General features: G+C 29.8%; 10 protein-coding genes and 1 pseudogene. 10 read left to right on the top strand and 1 reads right to left on the bottom strand.

Features of this window, described 5'->3' with window-relative positions; all coding sequences use genetic code 11:
* The first annotated feature begins 392 nt into the window (after nt 1-392).
* The 3 genes and pseudogenes from NSA50_RS12965 (at nt 393) to NSA50_RS12955 (ending at nt 6586) form a co-directional block, all read left to right on the top strand.
* A complete protein-coding gene (locus NSA50_RS12965) occupies nt 393-3470 on the top strand; it encodes an endo-1,4-beta-xylanase (RefSeq protein WP_257445646.1) in 3078 nt (1025 codons plus the stop codon).
* Between the two features lie 321 nt (nt 3471-3791).
* Nucleotides 3792-4916, top strand: a pseudogene (nifS, locus tag NSA50_RS12960) (cysteine desulfurase NifS).
* Between the two features lie 545 nt (nt 4917-5461).
* On the top strand, nt 5462-6586 hold the full coding sequence (locus NSA50_RS12955) for an XdhC family protein (RefSeq protein ID WP_257445644.1): 1125 nt from the start codon (nt 5462-5464) through the stop codon (nt 6584-6586).
* 270 nt (nt 6587-6856) lie between these two features.
* On the opposite strand, the gene NSA50_RS12950 is transcribed toward NSA50_RS12955, so the two are convergent.
* Nucleotides 6857-7009: a zinc-ribbon domain-containing protein gene (locus NSA50_RS12950; protein ID WP_257445642.1), complete on the bottom strand. Its 153-nt coding sequence runs from the start codon at nt 7007-7009 to the stop codon at nt 6857-6859.
* Between the two features lie 531 nt (nt 7010-7540).
* Between NSA50_RS12950 and licT the strand changes: the two genes are divergently transcribed.
* From licT to NSA50_RS12920, 7 genes are all read left to right on the top strand, one after another.
* Nucleotides 7541-8383: a BglG family transcription antiterminator LicT gene (licT, locus tag NSA50_RS12945; protein WP_257445640.1), complete on the top strand. Its 843-nt coding sequence runs from the start codon at nt 7541-7543 to the stop codon at nt 8381-8383.
* Nucleotides 8384-8577: 194 nt separating this feature from the next.
* Complete coding sequence (locus NSA50_RS12940; RefSeq protein ID WP_257445637.1) at nt 8578-10419, top strand: beta-glucoside-specific PTS transporter subunit IIABC; 1842 nt, start codon at nt 8578-8580, stop codon at nt 10417-10419.
* Nucleotides 10420-10441: 22 nt separating this feature from the next.
* Nucleotides 10442-11875 carry a 6-phospho-beta-glucosidase gene (locus tag NSA50_RS12935; RefSeq protein WP_195263728.1) on the top strand — a complete coding sequence of 478 codons (1434 nt, stop codon included), beginning with the start codon at nt 10442-10444 and terminating at the stop codon, nt 11873-11875.
* A gap of 241 nt (nt 11876-12116) precedes the next feature.
* Complete coding sequence (locus tag NSA50_RS19955; protein ID WP_374940974.1) at nt 12117-12392, top strand: PTS sugar transporter subunit IIA; 276 nt, start codon at nt 12117-12119, stop codon at nt 12390-12392.
* A gap of 379 nt (nt 12393-12771) precedes the next feature.
* On the top strand, nt 12772-18075 hold the full coding sequence (locus NSA50_RS12930) for a beta-N-acetylglucosaminidase domain-containing protein (RefSeq protein ID WP_257445635.1): 5304 nt from the start codon (nt 12772-12774) through the stop codon (nt 18073-18075).
* A gap of 374 nt (nt 18076-18449) precedes the next feature.
* Nucleotides 18450-22916 (top strand): glycoside hydrolase family 2 TIM barrel-domain containing protein, encoded by a 4467-nt coding sequence (locus NSA50_RS12925; protein ID WP_257445633.1) that lies wholly within the window; start codon nt 18450-18452, stop codon nt 22914-22916.
* 330 nt (nt 22917-23246) lie between these two features.
* Nucleotides 23247-23888, top strand: a complete 642-nt coding sequence (locus tag NSA50_RS12920) for a YveK family protein (RefSeq protein ID WP_257445631.1) — start codon at nt 23247-23249, stop codon at nt 23886-23888.
* Nucleotides 23889-23925 lie beyond the last annotated feature (37 nt).

Genomic DNA, 23925 nt, shown 5'->3' with positions numbered 1-23925 from the left:
ACTTATAATCTATGGTATAAATGAAATGGAAGAATAGTGAGCATAGAGTAAATTAGCTTTAAATATAAAAAAAGATACTTAGAATTAAATGTAAAAAATACTTAGAATTGAAGATATGAAATAAATATTATAGAACCTAGAAAATCCATAGCTTTGGAGAATCTAGGTTATTAATATTTTGAGAGTAAAATACTACTTTTTATATGAGTTTCATAAAAAGCCATAAAAAATCTATAGTATATGGTATAAGTTTCAAATTCGTGAAAAATATCATAAAATCATAATGAAATTATATGAAATGATGAATTTTAAATGCATATATTGGTAATTGGTACAATAAACACGAAGAATAGGTATAATCTATTTTGAAAACGTTTATAAGGAGTGATTTTATGAGAAAAAGAAAAAAGTTTAAAGTTGTAAATATTCTTACTGTAATATTTATGACTTTAGGTATTTTTTCAAGTGTATCAATAGATGCATTTGCAAAAGATACCGAAAATCTAATTGAAAATGGCTCATTTGAAGACGGACAGAAAGGAAATATAGTTTCAAATTCAACTTTTGAAAATGGAGTTGAAGGATGGGACAAGCAAGGAACTGTAACACTTGAATCAGTAAATGATATTTTTTATGAGGGAAGTCATAGTTTAAAGGTTTCTGGAAGAGGAGCTGAATGGGCTGGTCCAAGTTATAATTTAACTGAAAAGATGGTTTCAGGAAAAACTTATGATGTAAGCCTTTGGGTTATGTATAATGAAGGAAGTAATCCAGAAGAAACAATAAAAGCAACTTTTAAACCAGGATATGTAACTGTTGGGGAAGTAAAAGCTAAAAAAGGTGAATGGACAGAAATAAAAGGAATCATAAAGGCAACTGAAGATTCGGAAGAAGCAACTAGTATGTATATTGAAGCACCAAATTTAGATTTACCTTTTTATTATGTTGATAATGTTAAAATTGAAGGTGAATTACCAGCAAAGCCAATAGAAATAGAGCAAGATATTCCAAGCTTATATGAAAGTTTTAAAGATTATTTCTTAGTTGGAGGGGCCGTGAATCCAGGAGACTTTGGTAATAATAGTCTTACTGAACAACTTATTGATAAGCATTATAATATAATGACTGCAGAAAATGCAATGAAGCCAGATGCATTGCAAAAGGAAGAAGGAGTATTTACCTTTGAGCAAGCTGATAAACTAGTGGATTATGCAAAAGCTAATAATATTATCATGAGAGGACATACTTTAGTTTGGCATAATCAAGTTCCAGATTGGTTCTTTCAAGACAAAGATAATCCTGGGAAATTGGCAAGTAAGGAAGTTTTATTAGAAAGAGAAAGAACCCATATAAGAACAGTACTAAATCATTATAAAGAAAAATATGGTACTGCGTCTGAAGGAAGTCCAATAAAGTATTGGGATGTAGTTAATGAAGTTATTTCAGATAGTGGAGAATATAGAGATTCGAAGTGGTATCAAATAGCAGGATTAGATTATATAAAGGTAGCTTTTGAAACAGCACGTGAAGTAGACCCTTCACTAAAGCTATTTATTAATGATTATAATATTGAAAGAAATAATGCTAAGACTAATAAATTATATGAATTAGTAAAAGAATTAAAAGCAGAAGGAGTACCAATAGATGGAGTAGGACTTCAAATGCATGTAAGTTCAGATGTACCAATGGATAGTATTAAAAAATCTATGGAAAAGTATGAATCTATACCTGGAATAGAACTTCAAGTAACAGAATTAGATGTAAGCATGGGGTTAGAAAATGAAGCTGTAACCCATGAAGTTTTACTTAAGCAAGGAAGATACTACAAACAATTATTTGATTTATTCAAATCTAAAAAAGAAAGTATAAGTGCTGTAGTTATTTGGGGAGTAATTGATGATACTTCTTGGGTTAAAACTTATAAACCATTATTATTTAATGGTAAATATAAAGCAAAACCTGCCTTTTATTCAATAGTAGATCCACAAAATGCTGAAATTAATAGGGAGCAAACACAAGCTGTAGAAGGAAAACCATTAAATAAAGATGATATTATTTGGTCAACAGTAAGAACATTAGATATTAACACTTTCTATGAAGGTTTAGATGGTGCAACAGCAAAAGCTCAAATTATGTGGGATGAGAAGAATTTATACTTAAAAGCATATGTTAATGATAATACTAAGAATAATGACGATAACTTTGAAGTGTTTTTAGATTTAAATAATGATAAAACAGAAGCTTATGGAGATGATGATAAGCATATTACAATTAAACGTAATGAAGCAATTAATGATGAAAATGGATATTTGATTTATAAAGTAATTCCTTTAGATATAGCATTAACTACTGAAAAAGTTATAGGTTTTGATGTTAGAATAAGCGATTATAATGCTGATGGAAGCAAAAATTCAATTGTTGTTTTAAATGATTATTCTAATTCTCAAGATACTAATACAAAATACTTTGCAGATTTAAAATTAGGTAATAAATCTAAAATTGAAGATTCTATTTTTGGAACTGCAATAATTGATGGAAAGCTTGATGAAGCATGGAAAAATGCAAAAGAAATAAGTACAGATGTATGGGTGACAGGCAATTCAGGAGCAACAGCAAAAGTTAAAACTATGTGGGACAACAATAATTTATATGTTATTGCTGATGTTACAGATACAGTATTAAATAAGTCTAATGAAAATGCTTGGGAACAAGATTCAATAGAAATATTCCTTGATCAAAACAATGGTAAAACATCTAGCTATCAAGGTGATGATAGTCAAATTAGAGTTAACTTTGAAAATATGGTTACAGTTTCTGGGGACAAACCAGAAGGTTTAACAACCCAAACTTCCATTACTGATAAGGGATATATAGTAGAACTTGCAATACCATTAACAGAAATTACACCAACAGAAGGAAATATCTTAGGTTTTGATGTACAAGTAAATGATGCTAATGCAGCAGGTGAAAGAACAGGGGTAGCAACATGGTGTGATCCATCAGGTGCATCTTATGCTAATACATCAAGGTTTGGGAATATTAGACTTATTAAAAATGAAGTTAAGCCAGAAGAACCGTCAAATCCAGAGCAACCAGGAAATCCAGAGAATCCAGAAAATCCAGAAAATCCAGGAAATCCAGAAAATCCATCAAACCCTCAAGTGCCAGAGCAGCCAGGGAATAATAATCCAGGACCAAAACCTGGGGATAACAATCAAGGAGGAAATCCAGGAGATAATAACTCAGGGGAAAATCCATCAAATCCTGGAGAAAATAATAATGGACAAAAGCCAGGATCTGATAATCAAGAGCAACAGCCAGGAAATACAAATTCAGGTGCAAATGAAAATTTACCAAAAACAGGAGGAAGTAATCCAATATATCTATTAGTTATTGCAACTGTAATAATAGGAGTTGGTGGTTTATTATTTTATAAGGGAAAGAAAGAGAAATTAAGCAGAACTAAATAAAATATTATTATGATACACAAAGGACCTCGCGTTTCGCGAGGTCCTTTATTTGCATTAGATAAAGATGAATGAAAGTATGAGACTTTAAGCTAATTCATCTTTTAATGCCCTTATTTACATTAGATATATGCGAAATAATTTCTATTTTTCTGGTGCCTAGGGTATTGTTCTTGAGTTTAGAAAAATGAAAACTACATGTTTATTAAAAATATAGAATATATAATATTAATTTGAATTAAATACAATATATGTTAAAATAAATATAGAGAATTGAATAAAAATAGGGGTGGGTTTTTGGAAAATGACATAATTGAAAAGAAGATGATATATTTAGATCATGCAGCAACAACAGCCATTAAAGATGATGTTCTTAAAGAAATGATACCATATTTAACAAATCAGTATGGAAATCCTTCATCTTTTTATAATCTTGGACGTAAAAGTAAAAAAGCAATAGAAAAAGCAAGAGAGCAAGTAGCATCTGCTATAAACGCTAAAAAGAGTGAAATTTATTTTACAAGTGGAGGAACAGAATCTGATAACTGAGCAATTAAGGGGATTGCTGAGCACTACAAAAATAAGGGGAAACATATAATTACTTCTGCTATAGAGCATCATGCAATTATCAATAGCTGTAAAAGATTAGAAAAAGAAGGCTTTGAAATAAGCTATTTGCCTGTTGATGAAGATGGGAAAATATCAATTGAAGATTTAAAAAAAGCTATAAGAAAAGATACTATTTTAATAAGTATAATGATGGCGAACAATGAAATAGGAACTATAGAACCAATTTCAGAAATAGGAGATATAGCCAGAAAGAATAGAATAGTATTTCATACAGATGCAATACAAGCTGTTGGGTGTATTCCTATAGATGTTGAAGATTTAAAAGTTGATTTATTATCAATATCAGCACATAAATTTTATGGTCCAAAGGGTGTAGGAGCCTTATACATAAAAAAAGGTACAGGCATCGATTCTCTTATGGATGGTGGAGAGCAAGAAAAGGGAAAGCGTGGAAGCACAGAAAATGTTGCATCCATTGTTGGTATGGGGAAGGCAATTGAATTAGTAAATAAAAACTTAAATCAATATCAAAAAAAATTATGCAACTTAAGAGATGAAGCTATAATGCATATTTTAAAAAATATACCAAACACAAGATTGAATGGACATGCTATTGATAGATTGCCAGGAAATGTTAATATTCTCTTTGAGGGAATGGAAGCAGAATCAATGATATTAAAACTAGATAAAATGGGATTTGCAGTATCAAGTGGATCAGCTTGTTCTTTAGGGTTACTAGAGCCTTCACATGTACTTAAAGCAATAGGCTTATCTCATGAAAATGCACAATGTTCACTTAGATTTACATTTGGAGAAGAAAATAATATAAAAGACGTGGAAGATTTAGTAGAAGCGCTAAAGAAAATTTGTAGCTCATAAATTATAAATTTCTAATTAACCTTAATGATATGTATTAACTTTCCGATTTTCGTATAATTTCGAATACAATTCTAAATTTAAGATATCTAAGATGACTAAATTTTTATAACTCGCTGCGCTCAAACAATAAAAATTTTTAACGCCATCTTAGATATCTTAAATAAGAATTGTAGTTTCTCATTATAATAAAATCTCCAATTTAATACATATCATTAATGAGGCTAATTCTTCATTTAATAATTTCAAGCGCAAAATATAGTTTGGCGAAGATAAATAGAATATGCTTATTTCACAGTCTATTTATCTTCGCAACTTACATTGTACTACTAAAAATTATTAAATAAAAAATTAGTAAATTTGATTTACTGAATATAAATGAGCGAATCAAAGTATTAGTGAAGAGTTAATAGTGAACGAGTTGATGGTGTTTTGCTCTGCAAAATTATAAAGTTAAAAATTCAAAAATCCGCAAGGATTTTTTACTTCACTTTTCACTCTTTCATTATTTCACTACTTTGCGCAGCAAAATACTAGGGGGAGATTATATGAGAAATACTTATGGAGAACTTATTAATGAATTGAAAAACAATCATAGTATGGTAATGATGACAAAGCTTTCATTTAAAAGGGGAAAGAAAATAGAAAAAATATTATTAGATTTAAATAAGGTACATTTCTTAAACATTAATAAAGAATTAGATATTGATAAAGAATTAGACATTGATAAAGAATTAGACATTGATGGGGAAATTAAAAATTCAATAAATAAAGCAATAGATAAAAGGACTCCAGAACTTATCATACATAATGATGAAGAACAAATTTTAATTGAGCCTTTTTTTCCAGAGGCAAGATTAATTATTTTTGGAGGGGGAAATATTTCAGAGCATCTTGCTGATATAGGCGCTAAAATTGGATTTAAGGTAACAGTTGTTGATGATAGATTGGCCTATGCAAATAGAGAAAGGTTTCCATTAGCAACAGAGATTATTTGCGAAAGTTTTGAAAATGTTTTTGAAAAAATAAAGGTAAATAAAAGTGATTATGTAGCGATTGTTACAAGAGGACATAAATATGATAAGGAATGTCTTAGAGCAGTTTTAAATATAAAACCAGAATATCTCGGAATGATAGGATCTAATAGAAGGGTTCAAGGAATTAAAGAACAATTTATAGAAGAAGGGTATAGTGCAGAGCTACTTAATAGAATATGTTCCCCTATAGGTTTTAGAATTGGGGGAATTACGCCATTAGAAATTGCAATATCTATTATTTCTCAGATTATTGCACAAAAAAGGCTTGGTGTATCAGATATGATAGCTTGTGCAAATGCTAAAAAAAGAACAAATTATTCTGATATGGATATTAAGGTTTTAGAAAATCTTGCAAAAGAAGATGAAGAAAGAAAAGCCATTGTTACAGTAACATCTACAAAGGGCTCTACACCAAGAGGGGCTGGAGCTAAAATGATTGTCTGGCAAAGTGGAAAAACACTTGGAAGCATAGGTGGAGGATGTAGTGAAGGCGAGGTAATTCTTGCAGCAAGGGATTTAATAGAAGATGAAGAAGAAGGAAGCTTTATAACTATGCAAGTTGATATGACTGGAGATGTAGCTGAAGATGAAGGAATGGTTTGTGGTGGAATAATGAATGTAATTATAGAAGTGTAAGAATGACTCTATGTGTAATTTGTTTGATAATCACACAAAGTTATATATTATTTCAAAAGTTAAGCAAAAATAAGCAGTTTTATTCTTAATTATAAGCATTAAATTTATGATATAACAAAGGACCTAACGTTTCGTTAGGTCTTTTAAATATATTAAAAATTCTACAGATTTTTATGTAGATTCAAAATTAAACATTATAGATGTAACCATTAGTATTAAAAATACAATAAAAAAGCTATAGTTTTCACTATAGCTTATAACAATCTAAAATTATCTTCTATTTTGTTCTTTTTTAGCTCTTCTACAAGCAGCACATCTTGTTGGTTCGTTATCGAATCCTTTTTCTTTATAGAATTCTTGTTCTCCTACTGAAAAAACGAATTCGCTTCCACAATCTCTGCATGTTAATGTTTTATCTGACATATATAGTCCTCCTAAAATTAAAGATTCTAATTTGATAATAATCTCTAATTTTGAGAAACTAATTATCGAAATGAAACTTTTTTATTTTGTTAGCAACTTGCTACTCATTTATAATAACATGGATACAAATATAATACAAATAGTATTTGTTGGCAATATTGATTATTTTCTGAAAGTTTTAAAATAAATTATTATATAATTACAACAAAGAATTAGTATAAAACTACAATTTACATCTTATATATGTCCTTAGTATAAGTATTGCTAATTTTACTAAGGGTAACTTATTTACTTATGATTAAAGGACAATTAATATGAAATTAAGTATAAATATATAATTTCTTTGTAATAAATTTAGATGGTATTTGTATATTTTTGTTGACAATGAATAAGTTTTCACCTATACTTTAAATATAAGTTGAATATGGATCGTTACTGACGAATTTTGATCAGGCGTGACCGGGAATAATGATATGCTTAATTTATGTATATCGGTATTTTGGGTCTTTTTTTATTGTTTTGGAGGTAGTTATGCGTATTAAGAAGGTGTTTAATAATAATGTAGTACTTGTTATAGATGACCTTGGAAAAGAGCAAATCGTTATGGGAAAAGGCATAGGATTTCAAAAGTTTCCAAAGGATTTAATAGATAGTAAAAAAATAGAAAAAAGATTTATATTTAATGATAAAGAATCTTTAAATGATCTTTATACATTATTAGGAAGAATACCTTTAAATGATGTAGAGCTTGCTAGTGAAATAATTGAAATGGGAAAAGAGGCTCTTGGATATGAATTAAATGATACGATTTTAATTACTTTATCTGATCATATTAGCTATATGTTAAAAAGAATAGATGATGGATTATTTTTTAGAAACCCACTTCAATGGGAGATAAAGCAAATATATCCTGAAGAGTATGAATTCTCTAAAAGGGCTGTTGATTACCTAAGAGTAAAAACTGGTAAGAACATCCCAGATTCAGAGGTAGCTTTTATAACATTACATTTTGCAAATGCTCATTTAGAAACAGATAATATGGAAGAAACATTATTATTAACCAAAATAATAGATAGTATATTAGATATTATAAAATATAATTATGGAATAGAAATGAATGAGTATTCTTTTGATTATACAAGGGTTATATCACATTTACGTTGTTTTATAAGTAGACAACTTAAAAATGAAAGCGTCAATGTTGATACATCTTTATTGGAAATTGTAAAGATTAAATATCCAGAGGATTTTAAATGTGCTAAAAAGATTAAAATGTTTCTTGAAGTAACTTATAAATGGAACATAAGTGAAAATGAATTGTTGTATTTAACTTTACATTTAAATAGATTGTCTAGTATTAGTAAGAAAAAATAAATATTTGTAGGATCGTTACTGGTTTAGCAGGCGTGACCTAAGTTTAAGAGATTATATTATAGAATTAGATATACGGTAGTTATTTTATTTAGAAATTATACTAATTGTATTTTTGTATATCTAATTTGTATTAATTAGCATCTCTAAAAACTTAGGTCTTTTTTTATATATAAATTTTGGAGGGGAGATTTAAAATGAAGTTTGAAAGAGAAGCCGAAGAAATAATAAAATTAGTTGGAGGAAAAGACAATGTAATAAGTTTAGTGCATTGTGCTACAAGATTACGCTTTAAGCTTAAGAGCACTTCTGTTGCTAATAAAGCAGAATTAGAAAAAATGAAAGATGTCTTATCTGTTGTAAATAGTGGTGGACAATATCAAGTGGTAATTGGTAATAAGGTTACTGATTATTATGATACTATCACAAAAAAAATAGGATTAAAGGATAGTTCTTCTAATGAAAAAGGAGAAAAGGTATCATTAGTTTCTATGATTTTTGAAACTATATCAGGAGCATTTTCACCATTAATACCAGCTTTAGCAGGAGCAGGTATGGTAAAGGCATTATTAACTGTATTAACATCATTTGGATGGATGTCTGATTCAACTACTACTTATGCTATTTTATCAGCAGCTGGAAATGGAGTATTCTACTTATTACCTGTATTCTTAGGAATAACTTTAGCTAAGAAGCTTGGAGGTAATATGTTTGTTGGAGGAGCTATTGGTGCAGCACTTTTAGATCCTAGCTACACAGGATTAATTGGATCAGAAGGTATTGTAGACTTTTTAGGATTAAAAGTAACACCTATTGATTATGCATCAAGTGTATTCCCAATATTCGTATCAATATTTATTTACTACTGGGTTGATAAATTATTAAAGAAGATAATTTTAAAAGACTTACAATTATTCTTAGTACCAATGTTTTCACTATTAATTATGGTTCCTTTAACAGTTATTCTATTTGGACCATTTGGAACAACTGTTGGTGATGTTATTTCTAATGCCGTTATGTGGTTAATTGATAAGAGTCATATATTAGCAGGTATAGTTTTAGGTGCAGGTATGCCTTTCTTAGCAGTATTTGGACTTCACTGGGGATTTACTCCTATTACATTACAAAATCTTGCAACTACAGGAGGAGATCCAATTGAAGGAGCAGCAGTTGCAGCAGTATTTGCACAAATTGGTATAGCTTTAGGTTTATTCTTAAGATCAAAAAGACATACTCAATTAAAATCATTAACAGGTTCAACTGCTTTAACAGGAATATTAGCAGGTGTAACTGAGCCAATAATTTATGGAGTTATTTTAAGATATAGAAGAACTATTCCAATTTTAGCTATTGCAGGTGGTGTTGGTGGTGCTATTTGCGGTGCATTTGGAGTTACTTGTAATGCTTATGTATTCCACAACATTTTCTCAGCTCCAGTTTACACTCCATTTATAGGATATGTACTTGGTGTTGGAACAGCATTAATTCTTGGTACAGTACTAGCATTCATGTTTGGATTAAAAGAAGAAGAAATTAAGGAAATGGAAGCAGAAAAGGTAGTAGATATTAAAGAAGATGATAATAAAATTGAAGAATTAGTATCACCAATTAAAGGAGAGCAAATTAACTTATCAGAAGTTGAAGATGAAGTTTTTGCATCAGGAGCTGTAGGGGTAGGAATGGCAATTATTCCATCTAAGGGAGAAGTTGTATCACCTATTGATGGAGTTGTTTCAACTATATTCCCAACAAAACATGCTATAGGAATTGTATCTGATAATGGAACAGAAATTTTAATTCATGTTGGATTAAATACTGTTGCGTTAGATGGCAAGTATTATGATACGCATATTAAGTCTGGAGATAAGGTTAAAAAGGGACAAAAGCTTCTTTCATTTAATATTGATGGAATTAAGAAGGAAGGATATAGCACAGTTACTCCAGTATTAGTTACAAATGCAAGTGATTTATCAGATGTAATTGTAATTGATAATAAAGAAATTGAAGAAAATGATTCAATTATAAAGGTTGTTCACTAAGATTTACGGAGGTATTTAAAATATGGGATTATCAAAAGACTTTCTATGGGGTGGAGCTGTAGCAGCTCATCAAGTTGAAGGTGGTTATAATAAGGGTGGAAAAGGACTAAGTATTGCAGATGTTATGACAGCAGGAACTCATACTATTCCAAGAAAAATAACTGATGGTATTATTGAAGGAAATTATTATCCAAATCATGATGGAATTAATTTTTATGAAAACTATAAAGATGATATTAAATTATTTGCTGAAATGGGATTTAAATGCTTTAGAACAAGTATAGCTTGGACTAGAATATTCCCAAATGGTGATGAGTTAGAGCCAAATGAAGAAGGTTTAAAGTTTTATGATGATTTATTTGATGAACTATTAAAATATAACATTGAACCTGTAATAACATTGAGTCATTTTGAGATGCCATATAATTTAGTGAAAAATTATGGTGGATGGCGTAATCGTAAGTTAATTGATTTCTTTGTAAGATTTTGTGAAGTTGTGATGAAGAGATACAAGGATAAAGTTAAGTATTGGATGACTTTTAATGAAATAAATAACCAAACTATAACTACAAATCCAATTTATGCATTCACTAACTCTGGAATAATTTATAAAGAAGATGAAAATAAAGAAGAAGTTATGTATCAAGCTGCTCATTATGAATTTGTAGCTAGTGCAAAAGTTGTTAAGATAGGACATGAAATTAATCCAAATTTCATGATTGGATGTATGGTTGCGGCAATGCCAAGTTATCCTTATTCATGCAATCCAGATGACATAATGAAGGCAGAAGAAGCAAATAGAGAACAACTTATGTTTACAGATGTTCATGTTCGTGGAAGATATCCAAAGCATACATTAAAGTTATGGGAAAGAAATAATTTTAAATTAGATATAACTAAAGAAGATGAAGAAATTCTAAAAGAGGGAACAGTTGATTTTATTGGATGTAGCTATTATTTAACAACAGTAGTAACAGCAAATAAAGAACTGAAGAGAACAGGAAATGATTCAGCAGGTAAGGCTGATGTTGTAGAAAATCCATATTTAAAAACATCTGAATGGGGATGGACTATTGATCCAGTTGGATTAAGATTTTATTTAAATCAACTATACGATAAGTATGAAATCCCAATTTTTATAGTAGAAAATGGGTTTGGAGCTGTTGATGTTCTTAAAGATGACTTAACAGTTGATGACGATAACAGAATTGAATACTTATCTAATCATATAGTTGAAATGAAAAAGGCTATAGAAATTGATGGTGTCGAAGTTATTGGTTATACAACTTGGGGATGCATTGATCCAATATCATTCACTACTGGAGAAATGAAAAAGAGATATGGTTTCATTTATGTAGATAGAAATAATGATGGTAGTGGATCATTAAAAAGATACAAAAAGAAATCTTTTGACTGGTATAAGAAAGTAATAGAATCTAATGGAGAGATTTTATAATAACAATGGAATATTAAACAGATGAGAATTGAAACTTTCATTTAGATATTGGGAAAAGAGTAGTATAATCCCCAAGGGAGTCGCGTTTCGCGACGACCTTGGGGATTATCAATTATTAAATACAATAATCAAGATTTAATATGTATTATTTATAATTTTCTATATTACATAGGTACAATTAATTGAAGTAGATAAGAAAAAACTTCCCATATGTTTGGGGAGTTTTTTACTTCCCTTTTAAATTGTAGTTGATGATGAAATAGCAATACCTCATGCTAAGCCAGGAAAATATGTTAATAGTTTTGGAATAACAATAAGCACTTTTAAAACTCCAATTGTATTTGCTAGTCATAAAAATGTCAGAATACTTATAACTATTGCTAGTGTTAGTAGTGAAAATCATATTGATTTAATAACACAAATAATGAAATTAATCGAGGATGAAAGTTTTATGGAACTTCTTCTTAATAGTAATGATAGTCAAAAAGATTACATTTTAAAAAGAATTCATAATTGAATGAGTATAAGTATTAAAACATATACAAAAAAATGATAAAATTTTAGAAAAAAATTATTGTAATTAAAGGTAAAATATACTAGAATATATATGAAAACATTGTCATGTATTTGTTAAATTAGCGTGTAATCAATTGAGTTTGAGCATTAGCTGAAAAGGAGTTAGTATTCTTTTCGGCTTTTTTTATGCAACAATGCACTAAAATTAAACCCATATTATGTTTACTTGGAAGCAAATGAGGGAATGTGTGCAAATCTACGCAACAGTCAAATTATAGAAGAAGCAAATTCGAAGTACAGTTATAGAAAAATCAAACTTAAATATATCCATTTTGTTAGATCAAATGCATAACAAAATAAATTTAAGGGGGAAAGAGACGATGATAAAAAAATCTAAAAGGTATTTATCAGCAATGCTTACTGGAGCCATATTATTATCGAATATGTCAGGCACAATTAGTGTATCGGCTGAAACTCTGTCTAATGGAGTACCTAATGCTGAAGTCACTACAGTAGAAAATACTGAGTATGAAATTTATCCATCACCACAAAGAATAGAGTATAATGATGGAAGTTCTAATCTTAATAATGGTGTAAACGTTGTTTATGAAACTGGTATAGATAGCTATACCAAGACTCGCTTAGAAAGTGAAATTTTAAAAGCACATAACATTGGCTATGAAGTTTCATCATCTAATGCAGTTGTTGATGGAAAAACTAATATTTTAGTAGGTATTGAGGGGTCTGGTGAATTTGTTGATCAGTATGCAGACAAATATACTTTATCAACAGAAAATCTTTTTAGTAAAATTGATTCTTATTTCTTAGCTGCTGATAATAATGTTATTACTGTTCTTGGAAAAGATACGGATGCAGCTTTTTATGGGTTAACAACTTTATATCATGTAGTAAATCAAATAAATAATAATATAATAAGGAATTTTAAAATTGAAGATTATGCAAACGTAGTTACTAGAGGATTTATAGAAGGATACTACGGAAATCCATGGTCAGTAGAAGACAGAAGTGATCTTATGACTTATGGCGGGTATTATAAATTAAATGCTTACTTCTATGCTCCTAAAGATGATCCAAAGCATAGAGTTCAGTGGCGTTCACTTTATACTGAAGACGAGCTTACATGGATTAGGCAATTAGCAGATGCAGGTAATGCTTCTAAGTGTAGATTTGTATATGGAATTCATCCATTTCCAGGAAACGATGCCTTTGGAATAAATAAAGATGAAGCAGGGTATCAAAATGATTTAGCTGATTTAAAAGCTAAGCTTAAACAAGTTATAGATCAAGGTGTTAGACAAATTGCTATACTTGCAGATGACTTTGCTAATCCAGGAGGAGAACTTGGTCTTAGATTAGTAAACGATATAACTACTTGGTTAGAAACTGAAGTAAAGGCACAATATCCTGATATGAAAACTACATTACCATACATTCCTTTTGATTATATGGGAAATGGATCAAGTAATGAGTTTAGCTATTTACAACAAGCTCCAGAAAATGTACAACTTGTTATGACTGGTGGAAGAATTTGGGGAGAAGTAACTCAAAATTTCTCACAAACATTCAAAAATAATACAGGTAGAGCACCATATTATTGGATTAACTGGCCATGTTCAGATAACTCTAAGAAACATTTAATTATGGGTGGTAATGATACATTTTTACATCCAGGAGTAGATCCAACACTTATTGAAGGAATAATGCTAAATCCAATGCAACAATCAGAAGCTAACAAATCAGCTCTATTTGCAGTTGCAGATTATTCTTGGAACATTTGGGAGACTAAAGCAGAGGCAGATAAAAACTGGAATGATTCATTTAAATATATGGATCATAATACAGCGATAGAAACTGAAGCTTCATCTGCTTTACGTGAAATTAGTAAGCACATGATAAATCAAAATATGGATGGTCGTGTTACTGCATTACAAGAATCTATCGAATTAGCTCCTAAATTAACAGCATTTAAAGAAAAATATGATTCAGGTGCACTTGTTAAAGAAGATGCATTAGCATTAATTGAAGAGTTTACAAAAATTAAAGATGCAGCAGCTTATTATAAAAATAATCCAGGAAATGCAAAGACAAGAGATCAAATAATTTACTGGTTAAATTGCTGGGAAGATACAACAACAGCAGCAATTGGATATCTAAAAGCTATTATTGCAAATGAAGAAGGAAATAATAATGATGTTTGGACAAACTATTCAGAAGCACAAGCTGCATTTGAAAATTCAAAGACTTATGGATTTCATTATGTAGATCATACTGAATATGCAGAAGTAGGTGTTCAACATATTGTTCCATTTATAAAAACAATGGAACAAGCTTTAGCTCCAATAGTTTCTGGGATAGTAGATCCATCTAAGGTAGTTGCATCTGTTATAACTAATAGATCAGATGTTCCAGCTGGAAACTTATCAAATGTTTTAGATAACAATCCTTCAACTGAAGTTGTTTATAAGAATCCAAATTCTATAGTAGCAGGAACTTATATTGGCGTTAAGTACAATAAAGTAATTAATATTAAAGACATAGAATTTTCATTAGGTGCTATTTCTAATCCAAATGACACAATGCAAGAAGCTAAGATTCAATATACAGTAGATGGTAGAGAATGGATAGATTTAAATGAAGAAGTTTATACTATGCCAAGTAAAATTGTTGTTGATGGTTTAAATCTTGATGCAATGGGAGTTCGTGTTATTGCAACTAAAGATAAATCAAATACATGGTTTGGTGTTAAAGACATAATAATTAATAAAGATGATATTGTAGAAGAAGATAATGAAATAAATGCTACTATAATAAGAACTCCAGGATGGCAAGGAATTTATAGTGGATCTGAGGCAAACTTATTAGATGGTAATGACTCAACTGATGTTTGGTATAAAACTCATACAGGAGATATGAGTTATGCTGGAGATTACATTGGAGTAGATTTAGGTTCAGTAATTCCAGTAGGAGATGTTAGATTTGTTGTTGGAAGAAATGGTTCAGGCGATAAATGGTCTAGCTATAAATTAGAATATTCAATAAACAATCAAGATTGGACAACATTTAAAGAATATACAGGAAAAGATAGTGGACAAGATATAATTGAAGAAAATCTTGAAGGAAAAGAAGCTAGATATGTTAGATTAACTAACAAGGAAGAGGCACATAAATGGGTAATCTTCTCAGAAATTAGTGTTAAAAAGTATGGATCAGAGGTATCTACAAAGAATGTTTATACAAATACTGATTTAGAGCTTGCATCAATTTTTGAAAATGAAGAGTTAACAAAGCTAGCTCCAAAAGAAAATATAACTTTACAGGCTAATGAATATATAGGAATTAAGTTAGATAGAATTAAGGACTTAAGTGAAATAGCTTTAGAAGTATCAAATATGGATGGATTAGCATTACAAACATCTATGAATGGATTAGAGTGGACTGATGTTAATTTAGAAACAAGAAGTAATTTACAAGATGCTAGATATGTAAGATTAATAGCAAATAAAGATGTTACTTTCAATTTAAATAAATTTGAAGTTAAGTCTAATGAAATATATGCTCCATCTATAGTAGAATCATTTGTAAAAATTAATGGTAAAGTAGAAAGCATATTTGATAAAAACTTTAATTCATCAGCATCATTTGATTCTTTCCCAAGAAAAGATAGTGGCATAGTATTTGATTTAGGACAAACTATGAATATAAGTAATATTACTTATGCTGTATTAGATACAGAAAGAGATTTCCTAAGAGATGCTAAATTCCAAATATCTTTAGATGGAGAAGAAGGGACAGATGTAATAACTATTGGTGATGGCGTAGAAAATGATAATAGCGATATGGATGCTAAGCCAGTTGATGCTGGATATGACCATGGAGATAGTACAACTATAGTTCCAATTTCTCATGCTTTTGTAAAAGGTGAATTAGATTCAGCTAAAGAAGCAAGATATTTAAGAATACTATTTACTGCAAATTATATGCATAGATGGGTTAAAATAAGCGAAATCTTAATTAATGATGGTGAATATGTTCCAAATGTAAATGATCCAACTTTTGTTTCTAATCCAATAGAGGTAGAAGGATTTGGACCACAAAATATTAAAGATGGCGATTTAACTACAGCATATAAACCAAATACTAATAATGGACAAATAAAATCAGGAAGCTTAACATATCGTTTATCTGAAAATACAGATGTTAAGAAAATAAACATTGTTCAAAGTGGTAATGGTATTTCAAATGCTAAAGTTATGGTTAGAACTGGATATGATGAAGATGGACAAGAGATTTGGAATGAACTTGGAACACTAGATAAGAGTTTAAATGAAATTCTAAATACTGAGTATGATAACATTTATGAAATAAGAATTGATTGGGAAGGGGTAGCTCCTACTATATATGAAATAGTTACAATCAACAATTATGATATACCAAATATAACTGATTTAGAAGAATTAATAGCATCTTCTGATGAGTATATAGCAGAAAACTACACATCAGGAAGTTTTGCTATATTTACTGAAGCTTTAGAAGCTGCAAAATCTATATTAGATAATTTAGCAAGTGCAAGTCAATCTGATATTGATAAAGCTAAAGAAGATTTAGTAAATGCAATAACTGGATTAGTTGATATTCAAGATTTAAAAGCTGTTATTAATAAAGCAAATGCTATTATAGGTAGTGATGTAGAGTACACAGAAGCAACATTCAATGCTCTTAAGGAAGCTTTAGAAGCTGCAAATACTGTTTTAGCTAATGCTGATGCAACAAAAGATATGGTAACAGAAGCTATAGAGAATGTTGATAAAGCTATCGATTCTTTAGTTGTAGTTGAAAATAAACCTGCAAATAAAGAACAATTACAAGCTTTAGTTGATAAAGCAAGTTCAATATCAGAAGAAGACCTTTCAAAAGTTGAAGATGAATCATTAGTTGCTGAATTTAAAGAAGCTTTAGAAGAAGCTAAGGCTATACTAGCAGATGAAGAAGCAACACAAGAAGTTATAGATGCATCAGTAGCTAGATTAATTAAAGCAATAGAATCTTTATCTTTTGAAAATACAGATAAAGGAGCTTTAACTGATTTAATAGAAAAGATAATGAACTTAAATAGTGAAAACTATACAGAAGAATCCTGGAATGCCTTAAAAGATAAATTAGAAATTGCGAAGGAAGTTCTTTTAAATGAGAATGCTTCAGAAGAGGAAATTCAAAAAGCTTATGATGAATTATTTAAAGCTTTCTCTGAATTAAAAGTAAAACCAAGCAAAGAAAGACTTGAAGCTTTAATAAATAAAGCAGAAGGTTATAAGAAGAAGGACTACACAAAAGAAAGTTTTGAAGTCCTTAGTGAAAAATTAAAAGCAGCTAAAAAAGTATTAAAAGATAAAAATGCTACAGAAGCTGATGTATTAAAAGCAGAGCTTGAATTACAAAAAGCAATAGATCAGCTAGTAGTAAGAGACAATAATAATAATAATGGCAGCAATAACAACAGCAACAATGGTAATAACAATTCTAATAATGGAGGCTCTGGAAACAGTGGATCTTCTAATAATGGTAGTGGTAATTTACCTCTAACAGGGGGAACTTCATCACTTGCATTAGTAGGAATTGCAGTGACACTTATTGGTGCTGGAACTGTACTAAGAAGAAGAAAGTAATTTCCATTCTTCTTGGCCCCAGGGAATTTCCCCTGGGGCTTAATTATTACAAGTTGAAATTATGAAAATTCTTAGATAAATCTATAAATTTCTAATAGGTTTAGTAAATGATTACATTAGAGTGAAATATAGTGATATAATGTGAAATATGTAATAAATTAAGTGAAATAACATTTGCAATATTAGTTAAAGAAGTTTTAAATGTGGTTAATTATTTTGAAATTATAGTATCAAAAAAATAGTATTTCAGTGTTTTATATAGTTTCGATCGATATTATTATAGCTAAATAGCACTTATATAAGATTAAAAAATTTATGCTTAATAATATTGTTCAAATAAATAAAAAAGATATTTTATAAGGGGAGGATTTGAGATGAGACCATTTCAAAAAAAATGTTGTGCTTTATTGGTAGGGATGTCTGTAATGACTAGCTTAGTACCAACAAATAGAACATCTGCAATATCTTTAAGCTCTGAAATTAAGCAAAAGCAAAATGCTGAAACAGTGTATGTAGGTTTTATTAAGGATGGAGAAAGATCTACATTATTTAACCAAGATTGGCGCTTTTACAAAGGTGATCAAGCAGGTGCAGAAGCAGTTGATTTTAATGATTCATCTTGGCGTTCTTTAAGCTTACCACATGATTGGAGTATTGAAGGAGATTTTACTGTTGAAGGTGAAGCAGAAAGTGGGTTTTTATTAGGTGGTACTGGATGGTATCGTAAGCATTTTGTTGTTCCAGAAAAGTATGAAGGTAAAGAATTTACTATAAATTTTGATGGTGTTTATATGAATGCTGAAGTTTATGTAAATGGTAAGCTAGTAGGTGAACATAACTATGGTTATACAGCATTTGCTTTTGATATTACTGATGAATTAATATGTGATGGTGAAACTGAAAATATAATAGCCGTTAAAGTAAAAAATCCAATTCCAAGTAGTAGATGGTATTCAGGGAGTGGTATATATAGAGATGTTACTTTAACAGTTACAGATTCTATCCATGTTTCACATTTAGGAACAACTGTTACTACACCAGAAGTTGAATCACAAAAAGGAGGAAATGTTGATGTAGTAGTTGAGACAATTGTAGAAAATGAATTAGATAATAATAATGATATTAAACTTAAAACTACTGTTGTAAATTCTAATGGGGAAGCGGTTAGTAATCCAGTAGAAACAACTGAAAATATAGTTGCAAATGGAAGTTTTACTTTTAAGCAAACTGCAGTAGTAAATAATCCAATTTTATGGTCAGTTGATAACCCTAATATGTATAAAGTAAAAAATGAAGTTATAGTAAATGATAAAGTAGTTGATACTTATTATGTAGACTTTGGATTCAGATATTTTAATTTTGATAGAGATACAGGTTTCTCGCTAAATGGGGAGAATATGAAGCTTAAGGGTGTTTGTATGCATCATGACCAAGGAGCTTTAGGAGCAGCATCTTATTATAGAGCTGTTGAGCGTCAAATGGAGATAATGAAGGAAATGGGTGTAAATGCAATTCGTGTTACTCATAATCCAGCAAGTCAAATGTTATTAGAAATTTGTGATAGATTAGGACTTTTAGTTATAAATGAAGCATTCGATACTTGGACAAACTCTAAGAATGGTAATGTAAATGATTTTGCTAAATTCTTCAATACTCCTATAGAAGAAGGTAACCAGATAATTAATGGGGAACCAGGAATGTCTTGGGGAGAATTTGAAGCTAGAGCAATGGTTAAAACTTCAATAAATAATCCATCAGTAATTATGTGGTCAATAGGAAATGAAGTTTTAGAAGGGATAGGAGGAGATTCATCTAACTATGCTACAATTGCAGAAAATATTGTTAATTGGATTCAAGATGAAGATACAACTAGACCTGTTACTATTGGAGACAACAAAAGTAAGGGATTGGATAATAGAGCTATAGCTATTTCAGATGTTATTGCTAATAATGGTGGTATAGTAGGGTTTAACTATGCTAATGAAAATCAGTTTAACAGTTTAAGAAATAGCAAAAGTAATTGGATACTTTATGGATCAGAAACTAGTAGTGCAGTTCATAGTAGAGGATATTACAAAGTTAGAAATCATAACAATGAAAGTAGAAGGGATCTTCAATTACCTGAGTTTGATAATAATGCAAATAAAGTAGGTTGGGGACACTCTGCAAGTGATGCATGGAAATACACAATAAAGCATGACTATAATGCAGGGGAATTTGTGTGGACAGGCTTTGATTATATTGGAGAACCTACACCTTGGAATGGTACAGGAACTGGTACTGTTGGTGGAGGAGTTGGAGCAGCTCCAAAATCAAGTTACTTTGGTATAGTTGATACAGCTGGATTTGAAAAAGACGTTTATTATTTATATCAAAGTCAATGGAATGATGATGTAAACACCTTACATGTATTACCAACATGGAATGAAGAAGATATCCCAGTTGAAAATGGAAATGTTCAAGTTGATGTATTTACAGATGCTTACAAAGTTGAATTATATGTAAATGGAAAACTAATTGGAACTAAAACAGCAACAGAGAATATAACCGATGCAGGGTATAAGTATTACACTTTTGAAAACGATTCACTATATCCAAGTTTTACTGTTCCATATGAAGCTGGAACAATAGAAGCAAAGGGATATGATAAGGAAGGTAATTTGTTAACTAACACAGAAGGTAGATCTTCAGTTACAACTTATGGAGAAGTATCTACTGTAGATTTAAGTGCTGATAAAACTACTATAAGTGCAGATGGATATGACTTATCTTATATTACTGTTGACTTAGTAGACGCAAATGGAAACATAGCTTCAGGTGCAAATAATAGATTAACTTATACCCTTGAGGGAAATGGTAAAATAGTTGGTTTAGATAATGGAAATGCAGCTGATACAGATAGGTATAAACCAGCAACTGATAAATCAGGAACTAGAAGTGCATTTAATGGTAAGGCTTTAGTTATAGTTCAATCAACTAAGGATGCAGGCGAAATGACTTTAACTGTTTCAGGTGAAGGATTAGAATCTAAATCTATAACTATCAATACTGTAAATACAGCAGGTGATAACAAATATATAGAATCTTATGATATAGTTAAAGATTATTATGTATCATTAGAAGAAAAGCCATTATTACCAAAAGAAGTTACAGCTAGATATAGTGATGGTACTACTGAAACTTTAAAAGTTGATTGGAATGAATATGATGAAGCTCAATTAAGTGCTCCTCAAATATTTAAAGTTACAGGTAAATTATCAGGAACAGATATTGCAGTAGTTGTTAATGTACATGTAATTGGTGATGTAGTTTCAATGGAAAATGTATCAACTTTCACATATTCAGGAAATATACCTACGCTTCCTAAGACAGTAAAAGGATATTTAGCAAATGGTACTGAATCAGAAGAGTTTGTTGTTAATTGGAATCTTGATGGTCTTGATTTTTCAACTGAAAATACAAATGTTACTGTTCCTGGTACTGTAGAGTTATTAGAGGAAACTTATAATGTTATAGCAAATGTACGTGTAGTTCCAGCTTTAAAAGCAGCTAGAAATCTTGCTATAAATAATTCAAGTGAAAATGATGATATCCCAACATTATCTCAAAGTTGCGTAGTAACAGCAGATAACTTAAATTCTATCAATAATGGAATTACAAATGGTGGAGAAAATGTTAATGAGCGTTGGACAAACTGGAATGAGCGTAATTTAACTGGAGAAAATGGTGAGCCTAAGGGAGCATATGTCCAATTTGATTGGAATAACAAATATGATATAGATCGTCTAGATTTATGGTTATTTACAGATAACTTAAGTGCAAGAATTCCAAAGAAAGTTGAAATTAGCTATAAAAATGAAAATGGAGAGTATGTTGTTGCTCCACATACAAATACAACAGAAGTATCACATGCAGCAGGAGAAACAACTTATTTCTTAAATGAGGTTATAAATACTGATAGCATTAGAATTTATATACAACAACCACAAGTTGGAAATTGTATTGGCTTAACAGAAGTAAAAGTTTATGAATATGTAGTGCAAGAAAATGCTAAAACTACAAACACTTTAACAGAAATAAAAATAGATGGTAAAGCTTTAGAAAACTTTGATCCAACTATAAATGAATACTCAATTAATTTAGAAAAATTACCAGAATTAGTTGAAGCAACTTCAGAAGAAAATGCAGCATTAACTATATTACCAATTCATAATAATAAATCAACAATAGTTGTACGTGCAGAAGATGGATCTAAAAATATTTATACTGTAAATTATGTATTACCAGCACCAAAGGAATATACAGTTACAGTAAACAAAACAGAAGGTGGTTCAATTGCTGGAACAGGAAAATATGTAGAAGGTCAAGAAGCTACTTTAGTTGCAACAGCAAATAAAGGATACAACTTCATAGGTTGGTTCGATGAAGATGGAAAAGAGGTCAGTAAAGATGCAACTTACAGATTTATAGTTAGCTCCGATGTAGTATTGAATGCTAAATTCGAAAAAATTCCTGAAGCTGTAGATCCAAGTGATCCAACAGATCCAGAAACTCCAAGCAACCCAGAGAATCCAAGTAACCCAGAAGAACCAACAGAACCATCAGATCCAAGTGATCCAAATAATCCAGAGAAGCCTGGAAATCCAAGTGATCCTGGAAATCAAGGTGGGTCAAATAATCAAGGAAATGTAAATGAGCCAAGTGATTCAAATGGAAGTAGTAATGATAAATTGCCTTCAACTGGTTCAGTGGTATCAAGTACTCAAATACTTGTAATATCTTTAGTACTAGTAGGAGTAGGAATAGTTATATTAAGAAAAAGAAAATATGAATTAAAATAATTTAAACTTTTATGCCCCAGGGGAATTTCTCCTGGGGTACTTTTTTTACAATAAAGAAAATAAAAATATATCTTCTAGTACCTTTCTAAAAATAAATTTGTATTACCAAATACTTAGATGTAACAAATATTTAATGTAATCATATAATTAAATAAATTGAAAAAAATGATATTAAATGAGGAAAATAATAAATTTTAATAAAAAATTATGTATAGAAAAAAAGTACATATATAGAAGTTTTGACATTATTAATAGAAAATCTGTGAAAAAGAATAAGTTTTATTATGTAGATATTTTAAATAACTTATGAATCTGAATGGGGGAGGTAATTTGGAAGAACAGTTAATAAGTATTGAAGAAATTATAAGAATACTAAAAAAAAGGAGAAGAATTATAGTCATAATAACATTATTATGTACATTGGCTTCAGCAGTATTAAGTTTTTTTGTAATTGAGCCTGAGTATGAAGCAAATACAAAGCTTTTTATAGGAAAGGAATCTACAGGAACAAATGAAAGTTATAGTCAAAGTGATGTGATAATGTATCAAACATTAATGAAAACTTACTGCGAAGTAATAACAACAAAGGATCTTATTTCAAGTGCTACAAAAGACGCTAATGTTAATTTAAAAGCAGATGAAGTTCTAGAAAACTTAAGTGTAATTACAATTGCTGATACGCAAATTTTAGAAATTAAGTTTAAAAGTACAGATGCAAAAGAGGCAAGGGATTTAATTGAAGGAATTACAAAGGAATTCATAAAAATATCAAAAGAATTATTTCCAAATGGGAATGTAAAAGTATTGCAACAAGTAAGTCTTCCAGAGAAACCAGTAAGTCCTAATAAAGTAATTAATATTGCTATTGCATTTTTAGTAGGATTAATAGTGAGTGTTGGATTATCATTTTTACTAGAATCTTTAGATAAAACAATAAGAACAACGGATCAATTAGTAAAAGTAACACAATGAATTAAGGATTATTAATAAAGAGAGGACAGTGAATTCA

It is taken from the genome of Clostridium mucosae, from assembly GCF_024622765.1.
GTDB lineage: Bacteria > Bacillota > Clostridia > Clostridiales > Clostridiaceae > Clostridium.
Note: the sequence above shows the minus strand (reverse complement) of the source record. Positions and strands in the feature narration are given on the sequence as shown.

Coding starts and splice junctions, on each gene's coding strand:
- NSA50_RS12930 (WP_257445635.1), top strand. CDS start 12,772: ATGATAAAAAAATCTAAAAGGTATTTATCAGCAATGCTTACTGGAGCC.
- licT (WP_257445640.1), top strand. CDS start 7,541: ATGCGTATTAAGAAGGTGTTTAATAATAATGTAGTACTTGTTATAGAT.
- NSA50_RS12955 (WP_257445644.1), top strand. CDS start 5,462: ATGAGAAATACTTATGGAGAACTTATTAATGAATTGAAAAACAATCAT.
- NSA50_RS12950 (WP_257445642.1), bottom strand. CDS start 7,009: ATGTCAGATAAAACATTAACATGCAGAGATTGTGGAAGCGAATTCGTT.
- NSA50_RS12965 (WP_257445646.1), top strand. CDS start 393: ATGAGAAAAAGAAAAAAGTTTAAAGTTGTAAATATTCTTACTGTAATA.
- NSA50_RS12935 (WP_195263728.1), top strand. CDS start 10,442: ATGGGATTATCAAAAGACTTTCTATGGGGTGGAGCTGTAGCAGCTCAT.
- NSA50_RS12940 (WP_257445637.1), top strand. CDS start 8,578: ATGAAGTTTGAAAGAGAAGCCGAAGAAATAATAAAATTAGTTGGAGGA.
- NSA50_RS12925 (WP_257445633.1), top strand. CDS start 18,450: ATGAGACCATTTCAAAAAAAATGTTGTGCTTTATTGGTAGGGATGTCT.